Genomic DNA, 17,585 nt, shown 5'->3' with positions numbered 1-17,585 from the left:
GGGGACAGCGGCCGTCCCGGCCGGCGGCCGCTTTTTACTTTTCGATACATGCCGCTACAACAGGGCAACCGCCCCTGCGTCAGCCGCCCCGGCCGCCGCCCATGCTGCCGCCCATGCCGCCCTTGCCGCCCTTGTGCTCGCCACGCCCGGAGCCGCCGCCCTCTTTCGGACGCTCGCCGCGCTCCCCGCGCTCGGCGCCTTCCACGCGCTGCATCTGCTCGGCGAGGAACACCGCCACCTGCTTGCGCTGCGTTTCATCCAGCGCGTCGTTGACATCCAGCCACCATGCGCGCAGCTGCTTTTCCTCCGCCGCCGACGCGGCCGCTTCGGCCTCCACGCCGCCGGCCAGCTCGCGCAGTTCCACGTCCTTGCCGTCCAGCGCCGGGCGCAGCGCGGCCTGCATGCGCTCGCGGCGCGACTTGCGCTCGCGCAGCAGCGTGCGCGTGCGGCTCTCGGTCTGCTGCCACAGCGTGCTCTGGTTGGCGTTCAGGTTCAGTTCCTTGCGGAATTCGGCCGCCATGGCCAGCAGGTCTTCGGCGCGCATCTCCATCACCGGCACGGCCAAGGCCGGGGCGGAAGGCAGCGAAAACGCCAGCGCGGTAGTGATCAGCAGGCTGCGCGCGTACTTGGAAATCAGGTTGCTTGTCATCGGGTCTCCGGGCAAAAAAAAGCCTGCGCCGGGAGCGCAGGCTGAAAAACCACTACAGGGTAGAGAAGAACTACAGACCCAGTGTAGGACGCGGATTTGGCGTCTTCCCGGACTCTTACAATTCCTTACGGTCGTGAACGCAGCCTTTACAGAAGGGACAAAAGCGCAATATTGGCGCCCTATCATGCTGTGGTGTAAAACGCCGTAAAGGCGAGATAAATTACGGACGAGCTACGCAGCTTGCCGGAAATCAGGTTTATACTGAATTCGCGCGCAGTAGAGTGACTGCGGCAGCTTGACACAGGTGAAACATGGGCAAGAAACTCAAGAATACCGGGCTGGTTGGCCTGGGTGTTATAGCCGGCGTTGCCGTCTCCCTGCAGTTCTCCGCAATGGCCCAGCGCCCCGCCGACCCGGCGCTGCCGCTGGAGGAATTGCGCCAGCTGGCCGACGTGTTCGGCCTCATCAAATCCGACTACGTGGAAGCGGTGGAGGACAAGAAGCTGCTGACCGAGGCCATCTCCGGCATGGTCGCCTCGCTCGACCCGCATTCCGCCTACCTCGACAAGAAAGCCTACGCCGAGCTGCGCGAAGGCTCGCAGGGCAAATTCGTTGGTCTGGGCATCGAGATCGGCCAGAGCGAGGACGGCTACATCAAGATCGTGGCGCCGATCGAGGATTCGCCGGCCTGGCGCGCCGGCATCAAGGCGGGCGACCTGATCACCCGCCTCGACTCCACCCCGGGTCAAGGGCCTGAGCCTGGACGACTCGGTCAAGCGCATGCGCGGCGAGCCGCACAGCAAGGTGTCGCTGACGGTGCTGCGCAAGGACGAGCCGGAACCGCTGGTGTTCAACATCACGCGCGAAGAGATCGTGCAGAAAAGCGTGAAGGCGAAAATCGTCGAACCGGGCTACGCCTGGCTGCGCGTGGCGCAGTTCCAGGAACCCACGGTGGACGACCTGGCCGCCAAGATCACCGAACTGTACAAGCAGGACCCCAATATCAAGGGCCTGGTGCTGGACTTGCGCAACGACCCGGGCGGCGTGCTGCAAGGCGCCATCGGCGTGGCGGCGGCCTTCCTGCCCAAGGATGCGGCCATCGTGTCCACCAACGGCCAGCTGCCCGATTCGCGCCAGACCTTCTACGGCCGCGCCGAATACTACGCGCTGCGCAGCGAGGGCGACGCGCTGGCCAAGCTGCCGGCGGCGGTGAAGAAGGTGCCGATGGCGGTGCTGGTGAACACCGGTTCGGCGTCGGCGTCGGAAATCGTGGCCGGCGCGCTGCAGGACTACAAGCGCGCCACCATTATCGGCAGCCAGACCTTCGGCAAGGGCTCGGTGCAAACCATCCGCCAGCTGACCGCCGACACGGCCGTGAAGCTGACCACGGCGCGCTACTACACGCCGAACGGCCGCTCGATCCAGGCCAAGGGCATCACGCCCGAGCTGCTGGTGGACGAAAACGCCGACGGCGACGGCCTGAACGCGCTGCGCATGCGCGAGGCAGACCTGGTCAAGCACCTGTCCAACGACCGCGAGGCGGAAGCGGCCAAGAGCAAGCGCGACGAAGCCGAAGAGCAGCTGCGCATCCTGGCTGCCGAGCGCAAGCGCAAGCCGCTGGAATACGGCAGCGGCGACGACTTCCAGCTGCAGCAGGCGCTGAACCACCTGAAGGGTCTGCCGGTGCAGCTGGCCAAGCAGGAATCGAAACTGGTGCAGGTGGACACGGCCGCCAAGGATGCACTGCCAAAATAAAGTCCTTTTCACGACAGTCCGGCTGTTCGCGGCGCCCTGGTGGCGCCGTTCTTCATTTTTAGTACGAGCGTTCGTGTAGAATTTCTCCCATAAAAAGGCGACAGCCCTATCCACAAGAGAAAGATTGAAGAATATGAAACAAGTCGTCATCAGCGGCACCGGCCTCTTCACGCCAGCGCAAGCCATCAGCAACGAAGAGCTGGTGGCTTGTTTTAACACCTACGTCGAGCAGTTCAACGCCGACAACGCAGCCGCCATCGAGGCGGGCACGGTCAAGGCGCTGGAGCCGTCCAGCGTGGGCTTCATCGAGAAGGCGTCCGGCATCAAGTCGCGCTACGTGATGGAAAAGGAAGGCATCCTCGACCCCAAGCGCATGGTGTCGCGCATTGCCGAGCGCGCCGACGACGAACTGTCGCTGCAAGCTGAAATCTGCGTGGCTGCCGCGCAGCAGGCGCTGGGGCGCGCCGGCCGCACTGCCGCCGACATCGACATGGTGCTGGTGGCCTGCTCCAATATGCAGCGCGCCTACCCGGCCATGGCGGTGGAAGTGCAGCAGGCGCTGGGCATCGACGGCTACGGCTTCGACATGAACGTGGCCTGCTCCTCGGCCACCTTCGGCATCCAGCAGGCGGTGGCGGCGGTGCAAAGCGGCCAGGCGCGCGCGGTGCTGGTGCTCAACCCCGAGATCACCAGCGGCCACCTGGACTGGCGCGACCGCGACAGCCACTTCATCTTCGGCGACGCCTGCACCGCCATCGTGGTGGAAGCGAAGGACGCGGCGGTATCCGGGCACCAGTGGGAAATCCTGGACACCAAGCTCAAGACCAGCTTCTCCAACAACATCCGCAACAACTTCGGCTTCCTGAACCGCTTCGACGAGCACGGCGTGGGCCAGCCGGACAAGCTGTTCAAGCAGCAGGGCCGCAAGGTGTTCAAGGACGTGTGCCCGATGGCCGCCGACATGATCAAGGAAAGCATCGCGCGCGCCGGGCTGGAAGTGCCGCAGGTGAGCCGCTACTGGCTGCACCAGGCCAACCTGAACATGAACCTGCTGATCAGCCGCCTGATCCTGGGCCGCGACGCCGAGCCGGGCGAAGCACCGGTGATCCTGGATACCTACGCCAACACCTCGTCGGCCGGCTCCATCATCGCATTCCACAAGCACAACGACGACCTCCCGCCGGGCGCGCTGGGCGTGATCTGCTCCTTCGGCGCCGGCTACTCCATCGGCGCGGTGGTGGTGCGCAAGCTGTAATCCCCTCCCCCCGCAGCGGCGCCTGCCGCGCCGCTGCCGCCGCATGTGCTACCCTTGGGCTGATCATTCACCCCACAGGAGCCCCGTACGCATGCCCCATGACATCCCGCTGATCACCACCATCGCCGCCGCCCTCGGATTCGGGCTGGTATTCGGCTTCATCGCCACCCGTTTGAAATTGCCCGCACTGGTGGGCTATCTGGCTGCCGGCATCCTGATCGGACCGGCTACGCCGGGCTTTGCGGCCGATACCGTGTTGGCCGGACAGCTGGCGGAGATCGGCGTGATGCTGATGATGTTCGGCGTGGGCCTGCATTTTTCGCTGGACGACCTGTGGGAAGTGCGGCGCATCGCATTGCCGGGCGCGATTTTGCAGATCGCCGCGGCGACCGGCATGGGCATGGCGCTGGCGCACTGGTGGGGCTGGAGCCTGGGCGGCGGCCTGGTGTTCGGCCTGGCGCTGTCGGTGGCCAGCACCGTGGTGCTGCTGCGCGCGCTGGAAGAGCGCGGCATCCTCGACTCGTTCAACGGCCGCATCGCGGTCGGCTGGCTGGTGGTGGAAGACCTGGTGACCGTGCTGGTGCTGGTGCTGCTGCCGCCGCTGGCATCCTCGCTGGGCGGCGCCGCGCCGGATGACGGCCATGCCGTGGCCGATGCCGCTGCGGCAACGCCACTGTGGCAGACGCTGGCCATCACCTTCGGCAAGGTGGGCGGCTTCATCGCCTTCATGATGCTGATCGGGCGCAAGCTGTTCCCCTGGCTGCTGTGGCAGGTGGCGCGCACCGGTTCGCGCGAACTGTTCACGCTGTGCGTGATCGCGGCGGCGGTGGGCATCGCCTACGGCGCCACCAAGCTGTTCGGCATTTCGTTCGCGCTGGGCGCTTTCTTCGCCGGCATGGTGCTGCGCGAATCGGAGCTGAGCCACCGCGCGGCCGAAGAGTCGTTGCCGCTGCGCGACGCATTCGCCGTGCTGTTCTTCGTGTCGGTGGGCATGCTGTTCGAGCCGTCCATCGTGACGGAGCAGCCGCTCAAGCTGCTGGCGGTGGTGGCCATCATCGTGTTCGGCAAATCGATCGCTGCCTATGTACTGGTGATCGTGCTGCGCTACCCGCTGCGCACGGCGCTGACCGTCTCGGCCAGCCTGGCGCAGATCGGCGAGTTCTCCTTCATCCTGGCGGCGCTGGGCATTTCGCTCAAGCTGATGCCGCACGAGGGGCAGAGCCTGATCCTGGCCGGGGCCATCATCTCGATCGCGCTCAATCCGCTGGTGTTCGCGGCCGTCAAGCCGCTGGAGCGCTGGTTCGGCCGCAACGAGGGCCTGGCGGCGAAATTCGACCGCAGTGCCGACCCGCTGGCCGAGCTGCCGATGACGGTGCCGCAGGAGCATCTGCACGACCAGGTGGTGCTGGTGGGCTACGGCCGCGTGGGACGGCGCATTGCCGCCGCGCTGACTGCGCAGCGCATCCCCTTCGTGGTGGCTGAGCAGAACCGCGAGCTGGTGGACCAGCTGCGCCGCGACGGCATCCCTGCGGTGGCGGGCAACGCGGGCGAGCCGGCGGTGCTGATCCAGGCGCACATCGCGCGCGCGCGCATGCTGGTGATCGCCACGCCGGACACCTTCCATGTGCGCAGCATGGTGGAAACGGCGCGCGCGCTCAACCCCAACATCAAGACGGTGGTGCGCACCCACAGCGAAGAAGAGGCCGAGCTGCTGCGCAACGAGCGCGCAGGGAAGATCTTTATCGGCGAGCACGAGCTGGCCAACGGCATGGCCGAGTACGTGTCCGAAGAGTTTGCGCACGCGCAGAAAGGCGCGGCGCACTGACGCTAGGGGCGGCGCCGCGGCGGGTTACGCGTTCCGCTAACCCGCCCTACCATTCCATGTAGGGGTCAGGTCCGGCATTACGCCATTGCACGTCGGAATCCACGTTGGGGTCAGGTCCGGCATCGCGCCATATGGCGCGATGCCGGACCTGACCCCAAAATTACAGGCGGGCGGCGAGTTCGGCGCCTTCTTTGATGGCGCGCTTGGCGTCGAGCTCGGAGGCTAGGGCGGCGCCGCCGATTTTGTGGAAGCGGGTGGCGCCCGCGACCGCTGGCGCGGCGTCGGCGGGCGGCATGAGCTCGGCCAGGCTGTCCTGGCCGGCGCAGATGATGACGTTGTCCACCGCCAGCAGGCGCTCGCCGCCGTCCACCGTGATGTGCAGGCCGTGGTCATCGATCTTGTTGTATTGGACGCCCGCCAGCATCACCACGCCGTTGCGCGCCAGTACCGCGCGATGCACCCAGCCGGAGGTCTTGCCCAGGCCGGCGCCCAGCTTGGTGGTCTTGCGCTGCAGCAGGTACAGCTGGCGCACCGGCTCTTCGGCATGCGGCGGCACCAGGCCGCCGCCGGTGGTGGCTTTCAGGTCCACGCCCCATTCCTTGGTCCAGGTGTCTACCGCCAGCGGCAACGCGTGGCGCGGGTCGTGCAGCAGGTATTCGCCAACGTCGAAGCCGATGCCGCCGGCGCCGATAATCGCCACACGCTTGCCGACCGGCTTTTTGTGCGCCAGCACGTCCAGGTAGGACAGCACTTTGGGGTGCTCGATGCCTTCGATCGGGGGCTTGCGCACCTTGATCCCGGTGGCGACGATCACGTCGTCGTAGCCGCCGGCCAGCAACTCGTCGCGCGTGACGCGCCGGCCCAGCTGCAGCTTCACGCCAGTGAGCTCGACCTTGCGCTTGAAGTAGCGGATGGTTTCGGCGAATTCTTCCTTGCCGGGGATTTGCATGGCGACCTTGAACTGGCCGCCGACGCTGTCGCTGGAATCGAACAGGGTGACGTCGTGGCCGCATTCGGCGGCCACCGTGGCGGCGGACAGCCCAGCCGGGCCGGCGCCCACGACAGCCACCTTGCGCCGCTTGGCGGCCGGTTTGTAGACCAGCTCCGTCTCGTGGCAGGCGCGCGGGTTGACCAGGCAGCTGGCGCGCTTGTTGGAGAAGGTGTGGTCCAAGCAGGCCTGGTTGCAGCCGATGCAGGTGTTGATTTCGTCCACGCGCCCGGCGGCGGCCTTGGCGACGAACTCGGGATCGGCCAGGAAGGGGCGCGCCATCGACACCATGTCGGCGTCGCCGCGCGCGATGATGGCCTCCGCCTCGCCCGGCATGTTGATGCGGTTCGAGGCCACCACGGGGATGGTCACTTCGCGCCGCAGCCGCCCGGCCACGCTGGCGAAGGCGGCGCGCGGCACCGAGGTGACGATGGTGGGCACGCGCGCCTCATGCCAGCCGATGCCGGTGTTGAGGATGGTGACGCCGGCGTGCTGCAGTTCCTTGGCTACGGCCAGCACGTCTTCCCAGGTGTTGCCGCCTTCGACCAGGTCGAGCAGCGAGTGGCGGTACATGATGATGAAGTCCGGCCCGACGGCGGCGCGGATGCGCTTGACGATTTCCACCGGCAGGCGCATGCGGTTTTCGATGCTGCCGCCCCAGCGGTCGGTGCGCAGGTTGGTGCGCGCGCACAGGAACTGGTTCAGCAGGTAGCCTTCGCTGCCCATCACTTCCACGCCGTCGTAGCCGGCCTTCTTGGCCAGCTTGGCGCAGCGCGCGTAGTCGCGGATGGTGGCCTGGATGCCGGCTTCGCCCAGCGCGCGCGGCTTGAACGGCGAGATCGGCGATTTGCGGTCGGAGGCCGAGACCACGAAGGGCTGGTAGCCGTAGCGGCCCGCGTGCAGGATCTGCATCAGGATCTTGCCGCCTTCTTCGTGCACGGCGCTGGTGACCTTGCGGTGGTTGGGCACGTCGCCCAGGAAGTTCAGGGTGCCGCCGAAGGGCAGCAGCCAGCCGGAACGGTTGGGCGAGATGCCGCCGGTGACGATCAGGCCGACGCCGCCCCTGGCGCGTTCCTTGTAGAACGCGGCCAGCTTGCCGTAGTTGTAGAAGCGGTCTTCCAGGCCGGTGTGCATCGATCCCATGATGACGCGGTTGCGCAGCGTGGTGAAGCCGAGATCGAGCGGAGCCAGCAGATGGGGGTAGCTTGGAGTGGTCATTTTTATGAGAGTTGGTAAAGACGGCGCCGATCCCGCATTAAAGCCGTTTTCTTTAGACCAATGTTACTAAAATGCTCCAAGCTCTTATTTTGTAAGCGTATTGTGCCGTACTTGTATTCTGACAGTTATTCCCTTACGCTGAACAAATGAAGCATTTTTTTGCCATTTTGTTATTTAGCATTTCTGCGCCGCTACTTGCGCAGGCGCCCAAGCTTGAGCTGCCGAAACTGGAAGTTGCGGTGACGCGGGTGACGCAGGATGCGCTGCACCTGTACGAAGTGGACGCCAGCGGCACCGTGCAGGCGCCCCTGGCCACCGTGTGGAAGACGCTCACCACTTATGAACGCATGAACGAGTTCGTGCCGGACATGGCGTCCTGCCGGGTGCTGTCGCGCAATGGCAATGAGGTCATCATCGAACAGTTCGGCACGGCGCGCTTCCTGTTCATGTCCAAATCCATCCACCTGATCGTGCGCGCGACGGAAACGCCGATGCAAAGCATCGATATCGCGCTGATTTCGGGCGATATGAAGCACTATGAGTCGCGCTGGGAACTGTTCCCGCTGCCCGAAGGCGGGACCAAGGTGGTCTACACCGGCAGGCTGGTGCCGAATTTCTACGTGCCCGGGCTGCTGGGCACGAACATCATCCGCGGCGACATCGAGCGCATGATGGGCGCCGTGCTGGCGCGCATGGACCGCCCGGACGGCACGGCCGCCAGGAACTAGCTTACTGCGCGGCGTATTCCGGGCCGCGCAGTTCGGCGAACTGCTCAATGCTGCCGATCTTGATCATTACCGAATTCAGGCTGAGGTTGGCCTGCATGGCGCGCCAGGCGAACTGCCATTCGCGTTCCTGCTTTTCAGCGGCGGTCTTGGTGAAGGCGGCGCCCAGGGCGGCGCGGTGGCCGTATTCGACGGCGCCGTCGATGCCGGCCCAGCTGGGCAGCGCGCGCTGCACGGCGCGGTGGATGCGCTCGCCGAATTCTTCGGTGTTGTGGATGACCAGGCAGGCGTCGGCCGTAAACAGGTCGAACAGCTTGCGGTCCCAGGCCTTGGAGAAGCTCAGCGTCAGGCAGCTGGAGGCCGGATGCAGGATGAACTGCCCCTGCGTCAGGGCCAGTTCAAGGTCGCTGCGCTCGCCGTAGCGGTACAGGGTCGGGGGGCGTTGATAATCGTGCATGATGCTCTATTTCTGTATGGGATGGCGCACGTGGCGGTGCGCGCGCATGGCGGCGGAGGCGATGAAGATCTCCCGCAGCAGGTAAACGAAGCTGGTGATCAGGCCCAGCATGGCCAGCACGAACAGGCCGGCGATGTATTTGTCCAGCGTGACGTTGGTGGTGTCGCCCACGAACAGCATGGCAATCACCAGGCAAATCAGCAGGCCGCAGCCGGTCGAGGAGCCGATCGATACGTTGATCAGGTGCGAACGCCGGTACAGCACGTCCAGTTCATTGAGATAGTTGTCGTTGTAGCCGACATCGAGCCGGTCTTCCAGCACGCGCGAGCGGTCTATGATGCGCGCCAGGCGGTTGGTCAGCACCATCAGGTTGGTGCAGACGCCTGTAAGCAGGAATACCGGCGCAATCGCCAGTTGAATGATGTGTCCTATATCGCCGACTTGTATATTCATTGCGTGTTCTTGGGCATGCGGGGGTCCAGACCGTAGTGTAACAGGCCGCCGGGCCTTATTCGAAGCGGCGCAGGCGCTTGAACTGTTCGGTGGCCGCCACCAGCGCCGCCGAAATGCCGCGCTCCATGGCGCCGTGGCCGGCGTCCGGGATCATTTTCATCACCGAGCCGGGCCAGGCCTTGTGCAGCTTCCAGGCCGACACCGGCGGGCAGATCACGTCGTAGCGGCCCTGCACGATCACGGCCGGCAGATGGGCGATCTTGTCCACGTTGCGCAGCAGCTGTTCGTCCTCGAAGAAGCCCAGGTTGGCCATGTAGTGCGATTCGAGGCGGCCCACGCCCAGGTCCATGGCGTCGGACGGCGCTTCCTCGGGCTGCGGCAGCAGGAACACGCGGCGGCCTTCGAACCGGCTCCAGGCGCGCGCCGCCGGCCAGTACACGGCCGGGTCGTCGCTCATGATGCGCTTGACGTAGGCTTGCAGCAGGTTGCCGCGTTCTTCCTGCGGGATGGGGGCGACGAATTCGTCGTACACGTCCGGGTGGAACCAGCGCGCCCCTTCGAGGAAGAAATCGATCTCGGGCTGGGTGCACAGGAAGATCCCGCGCAGCACGAAGCCCAGGCAGCGCTCGGGGTGCGCCTGGCCGTAGGCCAGCGCCAGCGTGGAGCCCCAGGAACCGCCGAACACCAGCCATTGCCCGATGCCGAACATGGCGCGCAGGCGCTCAATGTCCTCGATCAGCAGCTGGGTGGTGTTGTTGCGGCATTCGCCCACCGGGGTGGACTTGCCGGCGCCGCGCTGGTCGAACAGGATCACGCGGTATTGCTGCGGATCGAAGAAGCGGCGGTGCGCGGGCGACAGGCCGGCGCCCGGGCCGCCGTGCAGAAACAGCACAGGGATGCCGTTCGGATTGCCGACCTCCTCCCAGTAAATCGTGTGCAACGCGTCGACTTCCAGCATGCCGTGGCGCAGCGGCGCGATGGCGGGGAACAGGGACTGGTTCGAATCTGGCATGAATGTCTTTCAGAAGAAGGTATTGACGGCGTAGCGCACAGTATAGGCATCGTCGGCCACCAGCAGCAGCGGCCACTTGTCGAACGTGGTGCAGGGGTGCGAGATGCCGCAGCCCACCAGGTCGCCCACTTTCAGCTCCTTGCACAGCGCGTCGCCTTCGGGCAGGCGCAGGTAGGCATGCTGGTCGTTCATCTTTTCGATACGGCAGCCGGGCGGCAGGTCGGTCGGCTCCGGTCCTGCGCCGTCCTGCGGCGCCGGGCGGTGCGTGTAGAGCGCGATCGGCAGCTCCTGGTCGTAGGACGCGTCGCGCTTGCCCATGCTGAGGATGGCCAGCGTCGGTTCGGGGCGCGAGGTGACCATGCTCCACACTTCCAGCGCCGGGCGCAGGCCGTCGGCCGCGTGCTCGCGCGCCGCGATGTCGTGCGTCAGGTCCTGGTAGGAGCCGTGGTCGTTGGTCAGGTAGCAGCCGCTGCGCAGCACCGGCAGCACGGGGCGCGACAGGCCCACCAGGCCGGCGAAGCCGTGCGCCACCAGGTCGAAATAGGCGGAGCCGCCGGCCGACAGCAGGATCTGCTCGCCGCCGAACAGCTTCTTGCCGTCCGCCTGGCGCACCAGCGCGGCCAGCTGCGCCACGAAGGCGCGCACCGCTTCCACGCTGGCGGCGCGGTCGTGGCCCTGCAGCAGGCCTTCGTAACCTTCGATGCCGGCCAGCTGCAGGCCGGGCGCCCTGGCCACTTTCTGCGCCACCGACATCACTTCGGCCGGCGTGCGGCAGCCGGCGCGCTTGCCGGGCAGGCCCAGCTCCACCAGCAGCGGCAAGGGCCGCTCCAGCTTCGCTTCCGCCACCGCGCGCGCCAGGCGCTGCACGCCCTCGTCGGAATCGACCAGCGCGTAGAACTCGAAGGCGGGGTCGTCCTTCATCAGCGCCAGCATGGCGCGGATGTCGGCCGGCGCCACCAGCTGGTTGGCCAGCAGCACGCGGCGCACGCCGAAGCGGTAGGCCACCTGTACCTGCGCGGCGGTAGCCAGGGTCATGCCCCAGGCGCCGTTGGCCAGCTGCGCGCCGAACAGCTGCGGACTCATGGTGGTCTTGCCGTGCGGCGCCAGCACCGCGCCGTAGCGGGCGCAGAAGCGCTTCATCCAGTCCAGGTTGTGCAGCAGCGCCGATTCCTTCAGCACCGCCACCGGGTAGCTGGTGTCGCCGCGCAGCACGTTCCAGCGCTGCACGGGAATGGCGCCCTGGCGCATCGGTTCAGTCAGCGGCAGGCCTTTTACGCCGGGCTGCAGCATCTGTTCGGCCAGGCTGTCGAGCGCCAGGCCGCCTTCGGGCAAATGTCTGTCCATGATGTTTCTCCTCTGCCGCATTGTCCTACGCCGCAGGGCAAAAAAAAAGCACCGCGTGCGCGGTGCTTTCCGGTACGGCTCAGACCTGTCTTAGGACATGTGCTGGCCGCCGTTGATGGCGATGTTGGCGCCGGTGACGAAGGCTGCTTCCTCGGAGGCCAGGTAGGCCACCAGGCCGGCTACTTCTTCCGGCTTGCCCAGGCGGGCCATCGGAATCTGCGGCAGAATCTTCGAGTCGAGCACTTCCTGCGGGATCTCGGTCACCATCTTGGTGCCGATGTAGCCCGGCGAGATGGTGTTGACGGTGACCCCCTTGCGCGCCACTTCCAGCGCCAGCGCCTTGGTGAAACCGTGTACGCCGGCCTTGGCGGCCGAGTAGTTGGTCTGGCCGAAGGCGCCCTTCTGGCCGTTCACGGACGAGATGTTGATGATGCGGCCCCAGCCACGGTCCACCATGCCATCCGCTACCGGCTTGGTCATGTTGAACACGGAGTCCAGGTTGGTGCTCATCACCGCATCCCAGTTCAGCTTGTCCATCTTCTTGAAGGTCATGTCGCGCGTGATGCCGGCGTTGTTGACCAGCACATCGATCGGGCCGATGTCCTTCACGATGGCGGCGACGCAGGCTTGCGCCGAGTCGTAATCCGCCACGTCGCACGGGTAAGCCTTGAAATCAAAGCCCATGTCGCGCGTTGTGGCCAGCCATTCGTCGACCTTCTTGTTGCTCGGGGAATATGTGGTCACAACCTTATAGCCCAGCGCGGCCAGCTTGATGCACACCGCTTCGCCCAGACCACCCATACCACCTGTTACCAATGCAATTCTTGCCATTTGTCATCCCCTCTTATTGTTTCGAACACTAAAAGAACTGAACTGCTACTACGTTACTGCTGGGCGTTACGCGCGCTCGACTGCCAGCGCCACGCCCATGCCGCCGCCGATGCACAGCGATGCCAGGCCCTTCTTGGCGTCGCGGCGCACCATTTCGTGCAGCAAGGTCACCAGGATACGGGCGCCGGATGCACCGATCGGGTGGCCGATCGCAATCGCGCCGCCGTTCACGTTGATCTTGCTCGTATCCCAGCCCATTTCCTTGTTCACGGCCAGCGCCTGCGCGGCGAAGGCTTCATTGATTTCCATCAGGTCCAGGTCGTCCGGGGTCCAGCCGGCTTTTTTCAGGCACAGCTTGGCGGCCGAGACCGGACCCATGCCCATGTAGGCCGGGTCGATGCCGGACGAGGCGTAGGCTTTCACCTTGGCCAGGGGGGTCAGACCCAGTTCGCGCGCCTGGCTGGCGGACATCATGATGACGGCGGCGGCGCCGTCGTTCAGGCCGGACGCGTTGCCGGCAGTGACGCTGCCTTCCTTGTTGAAGGCGGGACGCAGGCCGGCCAGCGCTTCCAGCGTGGAACCGGGCTTGATGTATTCGTCCGCGTCGAACACGACGGTGCCCTTCTTCTGCGCGATTTCCAGCGGAATGATCTCGTCCTTGAACTTGCCTTCCTTCTGCGCCGCTTCGGCTTTCAGCTGCGACTGCAGCGCGAACTCATCCTGCGCGGCGCGCGAGATGTCGTATTTCTTCGCCACGTTCTCTGCGGTCACGCCCATGTGATACTGGTTGTACACGTCCCACAGGCCGTCCACGATCATGGTGTCGGTCAGCTTGGCGTCGCCCATGCGGAAGCCGTCGCGCGAGCCGTTCAGCACGTGCGGCGCGGCGCTCATGTTTTCCTGACCGCCGGCGATGATGATGTTGGCGTCGCCGCACTTGATGGCCTGGGCCGCCAGGTGGGTGGCTTTCAGGCCCGAGCCGCACACCTTGTTGATGGTGTAGGCCGGAATGCTGGTCGGCAAGCCGGCCTTGATGACGGCCTGGCGTGCCGGGTTCTGGCCCACGCCGGCGGTCAGTACCTGGCCGAGAATGGCTTCGTTGATCAGGTTGGCATCCAGGCCGGTCTTGGCCAGCAGCCCCTTGATGACATGGGCACCCAGTTCAGCCGCCGGTATCTTGGCCAGGCTGCCGCCGAATTTGCCTACTGCAGTGCGGCCAGCCGCTACGATAACTACATCATCCATTTGATTCTCCAGAAGATTCCAACCGAGTGGTCAGGTGATTAAGATTAACGGTGTCTTCATTCTAACGATTTGTTGGGCGTCTGGTGGAATAACCCTTGTATTTGCTCGGATGCTTCAGCGAACAGCACGCCCGTGCCATTTAAAGCGTTGTATATCTGGCGGGAAATAACGATGGAGTGGGCGAGCGTCGCTTTAACAAAATCCTGCTGGAAATCGGCCAGCTCGGAGAAGTTGCGGAGTTGAACTTCTATCAGGGAATGCGTGTGCGAATACTGTTCGAGGCTAAACATGGAGTCCTTGTGGGTACGGGGTTTCCGCAGCAAACACCCATCCTAGCGGCTCTACAACATGTGGGCTTTGATATTGATCAAACCCGAGCAGCAATTGTCACGGCAATTTATGATAGTAACTTGATTCCATCTAGCGACGCTGCGCACTGTTCCCGTATCACATTAACGAAATCCAGTACATACGCTTTATTGCGTAATGGTTCCGGTACGGAAACAAATAAGTCGCTCCATAAACCTTGCTCTCCGACAGGACGGGCACTGACATAATCATAATCGACATAGTTTTTAATTGCCCAGTTTGGCAAAGCCGCCAATCCACGGCGGCTGGCGACTAGCTGCAAAATAGCCACGGTCAATTCTGCGGTGCGGCGGTCGAAGGCGATGCCGGCCGGGCGCAGCACTTCGCGGATCAGGTCGATGCGCGACTCGGGCACCGGGTAGGTGATCAGCGTTTCGCCTTCGAAGTCGGCCGCGCTCAGGCGGCGCTGCGACTGCAGCCGGTGTTTTTGCGCCATCACCACCAGGATTTCAAAGCGGAACAGCGGGAAGGTGGCGAAATCGGCGCTGTAGTCGGAGCCGATGACGAGGTCGGCATTGCCGGCGCGCAGCAAGTCGGCCGGCTCGCTGTGGAAGCCGGACACCAGGTCGATTTCCACTTCCGGCCAGCGCTTGCGAAACTCGTCCATCACCGGCATCAGCCAGTCGAAGCAGGTATGGCACTCCAGCGCCACGCGCAGCTGGCCCTGGTCGCCTTGCGACAGGCGCGCCACGTCGCGCTCGGCCTGCTCGATTTCCGGCAGCAACGTATCGGCCAGGCGCAGCAGCCGCGCGCCCGTGGCCGTAAAGCCGATCGGCACCGATTTACGCTCAAACAGCGGACTCCCGTAGCGATCTTCCAGCAATTTGATCTGGTGGGACAGAGCCGACTGGGTCAGGTTCAGCAGTTGGGCAGCGCGCACCAGGCTGCCTGCGGAGCGGAGGGCGCTAAGGGTGCGGAGGTGGCGGATTTCCAGCATGGTGGGCCTCGTATTAATAATTTTCAAGTTGAAGCGCAAAATCTTTCGTTTTGATTATAAACGCCTTTGCCGCACACTTTACCCCACCAATATTTAATGCGGATGACAACTTTCATGAAACCAATTCAGACACACATTCCCGGCTTTCCACGCATCGGCGCGGCGCGCGAACTGAAGTTTGCACTGGAAAAGCACTGGCGCGGCGAGACCGGTGAAGCCGAGCTGGAAGCGGCCGGCGCGGCCCTGCGCGCGCGCCACTGGGCGCAACAGCGCGACGCCGGCCTGGACCTGGTGTCGGTGGGCGACTTCGCCTTCTACGACCAGGTGGCCAACCATATCCAGCTGCTGGGCTGCGAGCCGGCGCGCTTCCAGTTCGGGGCGCAGCAGAGCCAGCTGGCGCGCTATTTCGCCATGGCGCGCGGCGTGTCGCACGCCGGGCATGAGCACCATGACCAGCAAGAAGGCTGCACCCATCACCACCACGATGCGCACGCGCTGGAAATGACCAAGTGGTTCGACACCAACTACCACTACCTGGTGCCGGAATTCTCGCCGGAGACGGAATTTTCGCTGGCCAGCGAGCGGCTGTTCGCGGAAGTGGCGGATGCGCAGGCGTTGGGCCACTCCGTGAAAGCGGTACTGATCGGGCCGCTGACTTTCCTGTGGCTGGGCAAGGAGCGCGCGGCCGGCTTCGACCGCCTGGCCCTGCTGGAAAAGCTGCTGCCGGTGTATGGCGCGGTGCTGGACCGCCTGAAGCAGCAAGGCGTGAGCTGGGTGCAGATCGACGAGCCCATCCTCGGCCTGGACTTGCCGCCGGCATGGCGCAGCGCGTTTGAAAACACGTACTGGCAGCTGAACCAGGTGGGCGTGCCGCTGCTACTGGCCACCTACTTCTCGCCGCTGGAAGAGAACGTGAGCCTGGCGTGCCGCCTGCCGGTGGCGGGCCTGCACGTGGACGGCGTGCGCGCCGCGCATGAACTGACCAGCGTGGCGGACTGGCTGCCGGTGCACAAGGTGCTGTCGGTGGGCATCGTGGACGGCCGCAGTATCTGGCGCACCGACCTGGACCTGGCGCTGGCGCAGCTGGCGCCCATCGCGGCCAAGCGCGGCGGCAAGCTGTGGCTGTCCACCTCGTGCTCGCTGCTGCACACGCCGTTCAGCCTGGAGAACGAAACGGCGCTGGACCCGGAAATCAAGAGCTGGCTGGCGTTCGCCGGCGAGAAACTGGACGAGCTGGAGCTGCTGAAGACGGCGCTGCTGCGGGCCGGCGCGGTGCCGGCCCCGGCGCCGTCTTTCGGCAACGCCGCCGACAGCGCCGCGTTCGACGCCGCCTGGGCCGCCTCGCGCGCCGCATGCGCCAGCCGCCGCGCCAGTCCGCGCGTGCACAACCCGGCCGTGGCGGCGCGCATCGCCGCGCTGCCGGCCGACGCCGACCGCCGCGCCTCGCCCTTCCCTGCCCGCCAGGCGGTGCAGCGCGCGCGCTTCCGGCTGCCGTCCTTCCCCACCACCACCATCGGCTCCTTCCCGCAAACCCCGGCCATCCGCTCGGCGCGCGCCGGCTTCAAGCGCGGCGACATCGGCGCGGCCGCCTACGAGCACAGCATGCGCGAGGAAATCGCCTACGCCATCGCGCGCCAGGAAGAACTGGGCCTGGACGTGCTGGTGCACGGCGAAGCCGAGCGCAACGACATGGTGGAATACTTCGGCGAACAGCTGGACGGCTTTACCTTCACACAGCTGGGCTGGGTGCAATCCTACGGTTCGCGCTGCGTGAAGCCGCCGGTGATCTACGGCGACGTGGCCCGCCCGCAGGCCATGACCGTGAACTGGACCGTCCACGCCCAATCGCTGACGGACAAACCGGTCAAGGGCATGCTCACCGGCCCGGTGACCATCCTGCAATGGTCCTTCGTGCGCGACGACCAGCCGCGCGCGCAGACCACGCTGCAGATCGCCTTGGCCATCCGCGACGAGGTGGCGGACCTGGAACAGGCCGGCATCGGCATCATCCAGATCGACGAGCCGGCCGTGCGCGAAGGCTTGCCGCTGCGCCGCAGCCGCTGGGGCGAGTACCTGGACTGGGCCACGCGCGCCTTCCGCGTGTCGGCCAGCGTGGCGCAAGACGCAACGCAGATCCACACCCATATGTGCTACGCGGAGTTCAACGACATCCTGCCGCAGATTGCCGCCATGGACGCGGACGTGATCACGATTGAAACCAGCCGCTCGGCCATGGAGCTGCTGGCCGGCTTCGGCGCCTTCCGCTACCCGAACGAGATCGGCCCCGGCGTGTACGACATCCACTCGCCGCGCGTGCCGGACACGGCGGAGATGGTGCAGCTGCTGAAAAAGGCCAGCGCCGTGATCCCGGCGGCGCAGCTGTGGGTGAATCCGGACTGCGGCCTGAAAACGCGCGGCTGGCCCGAGACCGAAAGCGCGCTGCGCAATATGGTGGCCGCCGCGCGCGAGCTGCGCGCCGCATAAGGCGCTGGCGCCCCGCCTCCCTGCCCCGGCCGTTCCCC

14 protein-coding genes and 1 pseudogene are annotated in these 17,585 nt (G+C 65.3%); 5 read left to right on the top strand and 10 right to left on the bottom strand.

The genetic code is table 11. The annotated features are described in order from the left end of the window. Window positions 1-79: 79 nt before the first annotated feature. Window positions 80-649 (bottom strand): hypothetical protein, encoded by a 570-nt coding sequence (locus tag ACFJI2_RS27750; RefSeq protein ID WP_377702743.1) that lies wholly within the window; start codon window positions 647-649, stop codon window positions 80-82. A 311-nt stretch (window positions 650-960) separates the two neighbouring features. On the opposite strand from ACFJI2_RS27750, the pseudogene ACFJI2_RS27745 reads away from it, so the two are divergent. The 3 genes and pseudogenes from ACFJI2_RS27745 (at window position 961) to ybaL (ending at window position 5,484) form a co-directional block, all read left to right on the top strand. Further along, window positions 961-2,404 (top strand): annotated as a pseudogene (locus ACFJI2_RS27745) (S41 family peptidase). 133 nt (window positions 2,405-2,537) lie between these two features. Then, complete coding sequence (locus ACFJI2_RS27740; RefSeq protein ID WP_377702742.1) at window positions 2,538-3,659, top strand: beta-ketoacyl-ACP synthase III; 1,122 nt, start codon at window positions 2,538-2,540, stop codon at window positions 3,657-3,659. 91 nt (window positions 3,660-3,750) lie between these two features. Next, the gene (ybaL, locus tag ACFJI2_RS27735) at window positions 3,751-5,484 is read left to right on the top strand and encodes a YbaL family putative K(+) efflux transporter (RefSeq protein ID WP_377702741.1); all 1,734 of its coding nucleotides are present in this window, start codon (window positions 3,751-3,753) and stop codon (window positions 5,482-5,484) included. 160 nt (window positions 5,485-5,644) lie between these two features. Here ybaL and ACFJI2_RS27730 read toward each other — a convergent pair whose 3' ends face one another. Further along, entirely contained in the window at window positions 5,645-7,690 is a 2,046-nt protein-coding gene (locus ACFJI2_RS27730) for an FAD-dependent oxidoreductase (protein WP_377702740.1), read from the bottom strand. Between the two features lie 146 nt (window positions 7,691-7,836). On the opposite strand from ACFJI2_RS27730, the gene ACFJI2_RS27725 reads away from it, so the two are divergent. Next, on the top strand, window positions 7,837-8,418 hold the full coding sequence (locus ACFJI2_RS27725) for an SRPBCC family protein (RefSeq protein WP_377702739.1): 582 nt from the start codon (window positions 7,837-7,839) through the stop codon (window positions 8,416-8,418). A 1-nt stretch (window position 8,419) separates the two neighbouring features. Here ACFJI2_RS27725 and ACFJI2_RS27720 read toward each other — a convergent pair whose 3' ends face one another. The 8 genes from ACFJI2_RS27720 to ACFJI2_RS27685 all read right to left on the bottom strand — a co-directional run bounded on the left by ACFJI2_RS27720 (window position 8,420) and on the right by ACFJI2_RS27685 (window position 15,063). Continuing rightward, window positions 8,420-8,872, bottom strand: a complete 453-nt coding sequence (locus ACFJI2_RS27720; protein WP_107869722.1) for a hypothetical protein — start codon at window positions 8,870-8,872, stop codon at window positions 8,420-8,422. Between the two features lie 6 nt (window positions 8,873-8,878). After that, window positions 8,879-9,325, bottom strand: a complete 447-nt coding sequence (locus ACFJI2_RS27715) for a DUF2721 domain-containing protein (protein WP_377702738.1) — start codon at window positions 9,323-9,325, stop codon at window positions 8,879-8,881. A 55-nt stretch (window positions 9,326-9,380) separates the two neighbouring features. Beyond that, window positions 9,381-10,337 (bottom strand): prolyl aminopeptidase, encoded by a 957-nt coding sequence (pip, locus tag ACFJI2_RS27710; protein ID WP_377702737.1) that lies wholly within the window; start codon window positions 10,335-10,337, stop codon window positions 9,381-9,383. Between the two features lie 9 nt (window positions 10,338-10,346). Further along, a complete protein-coding gene (locus ACFJI2_RS27705; protein ID WP_377702735.1) occupies window positions 10,347-11,681 on the bottom strand; it encodes an amino acid deaminase in 1,335 nt (444 codons plus the stop codon). Window positions 11,682-11,771: 90 nt separating this feature from the next. After that, window positions 11,772-12,512 carry an acetoacetyl-CoA reductase gene (gene phbB / locus ACFJI2_RS27700; protein ID WP_056400845.1) on the bottom strand — a complete coding sequence of 247 codons (741 nt, stop codon included), beginning with the start codon at window positions 12,510-12,512 and terminating at the stop codon, window positions 11,772-11,774. 66 nt (window positions 12,513-12,578) lie between these two features. Beyond that, window positions 12,579-13,757, bottom strand: coding sequence for an acetyl-CoA C-acetyltransferase (locus ACFJI2_RS27695; protein ID WP_377702734.1), 1,179 nt, complete (start codon window positions 13,755-13,757; stop codon window positions 12,579-12,581). Between the two features lie 56 nt (window positions 13,758-13,813). Further along, complete coding sequence (locus ACFJI2_RS27690; protein WP_377702733.1) at window positions 13,814-14,047, bottom strand: hypothetical protein; 234 nt, start codon at window positions 14,045-14,047, stop codon at window positions 13,814-13,816. A 107-nt stretch (window positions 14,048-14,154) separates the two neighbouring features. Further along, the gene (locus tag ACFJI2_RS27685) at window positions 14,155-15,063 is read right to left on the bottom strand and encodes a LysR family transcriptional regulator (protein WP_107869715.1); all 909 of its coding nucleotides are present in this window, start codon (window positions 15,061-15,063) and stop codon (window positions 14,155-14,157) included. Window positions 15,064-15,177: 114 nt separating this feature from the next. Between ACFJI2_RS27685 and metE the strand changes: the two genes are divergently transcribed. Beyond that, window positions 15,178-17,547, top strand: a complete 2,370-nt coding sequence (metE, locus tag ACFJI2_RS27680; RefSeq protein ID WP_377702732.1) for a 5-methyltetrahydropteroyltriglutamate--homocysteine S-methyltransferase — start codon at window positions 15,178-15,180, stop codon at window positions 17,545-17,547. The last annotated feature ends 38 nt before the right edge of the window (window positions 17,548-17,585 follow it).

The organism is Pseudoduganella sp. UC29_71 (assembly GCF_042693265.1).
In the GTDB taxonomy this organism is placed as follows: Bacteria; Pseudomonadota; Gammaproteobacteria; order Burkholderiales; family Burkholderiaceae_D; genus Rugamonas.
The sequence above is the reverse complement of the archived record's forward strand: the minus strand, read 5'-3'. Positions and strand labels throughout refer to the sequence as shown.

Excerpts from the sequence above, each read along its gene's own strand:
- metE (WP_377702732.1), top strand. The coding sequence starts at position 15,178 with ATGAAACCAATTCAGACACACATTCCCGGCTTTCCACGCATCGGCGCG.
- ACFJI2_RS27695 (WP_377702734.1), bottom strand. The coding sequence starts at position 13,757 with ATGGATGATGTAGTTATCGTAGCGGCTGGCCGCACTGCAGTAGGCAAA.
- ybaL (WP_377702741.1), top strand. The coding sequence starts at position 3,751 with ATGCCCCATGACATCCCGCTGATCACCACCATCGCCGCCGCCCTCGGA.
- ACFJI2_RS27705 (WP_377702735.1), bottom strand. The coding sequence starts at position 11,681 with ATGGACAGACATTTGCCCGAAGGCGGCCTGGCGCTCGACAGCCTGGCC.
- ACFJI2_RS27715 (WP_377702738.1), bottom strand. The coding sequence starts at position 9,325 with ATGAATATACAAGTCGGCGATATAGGACACATCATTCAACTGGCGATT.
- ACFJI2_RS27720 (WP_107869722.1), bottom strand. The coding sequence starts at position 8,872 with ATGCACGATTATCAACGCCCCCCGACCCTGTACCGCTACGGCGAGCGC.
- ACFJI2_RS27690 (WP_377702733.1), bottom strand. The coding sequence starts at position 14,047 with ATGTTTAGCCTCGAACAGTATTCGCACACGCATTCCCTGATAGAAGTT.
- ACFJI2_RS27685 (WP_107869715.1), bottom strand. The coding sequence starts at position 15,063 with ATGCTGGAAATCCGCCACCTCCGCACCCTTAGCGCCCTCCGCTCCGCA.
- ACFJI2_RS27730 (WP_377702740.1), bottom strand. The coding sequence starts at position 7,690 with ATGACCACTCCAAGCTACCCCCATCTGCTGGCTCCGCTCGATCTCGGC.
- pip (WP_377702737.1), bottom strand. The coding sequence starts at position 10,337 with ATGCCAGATTCGAACCAGTCCCTGTTCCCCGCCATCGCGCCGCTGCGC.
- ACFJI2_RS27740 (WP_377702742.1), top strand. The coding sequence starts at position 2,538 with ATGAAACAAGTCGTCATCAGCGGCACCGGCCTCTTCACGCCAGCGCAA.
- ACFJI2_RS27750 (WP_377702743.1), bottom strand. The coding sequence starts at position 649 with ATGACAAGCAACCTGATTTCCAAGTACGCGCGCAGCCTGCTGATCACT.
- phbB (WP_056400845.1), bottom strand. The coding sequence starts at position 12,512 with ATGGCAAGAATTGCATTGGTAACAGGTGGTATGGGTGGTCTGGGCGAA.
- ACFJI2_RS27725 (WP_377702739.1), top strand. The coding sequence starts at position 7,837 with ATGAAGCATTTTTTTGCCATTTTGTTATTTAGCATTTCTGCGCCGCTA.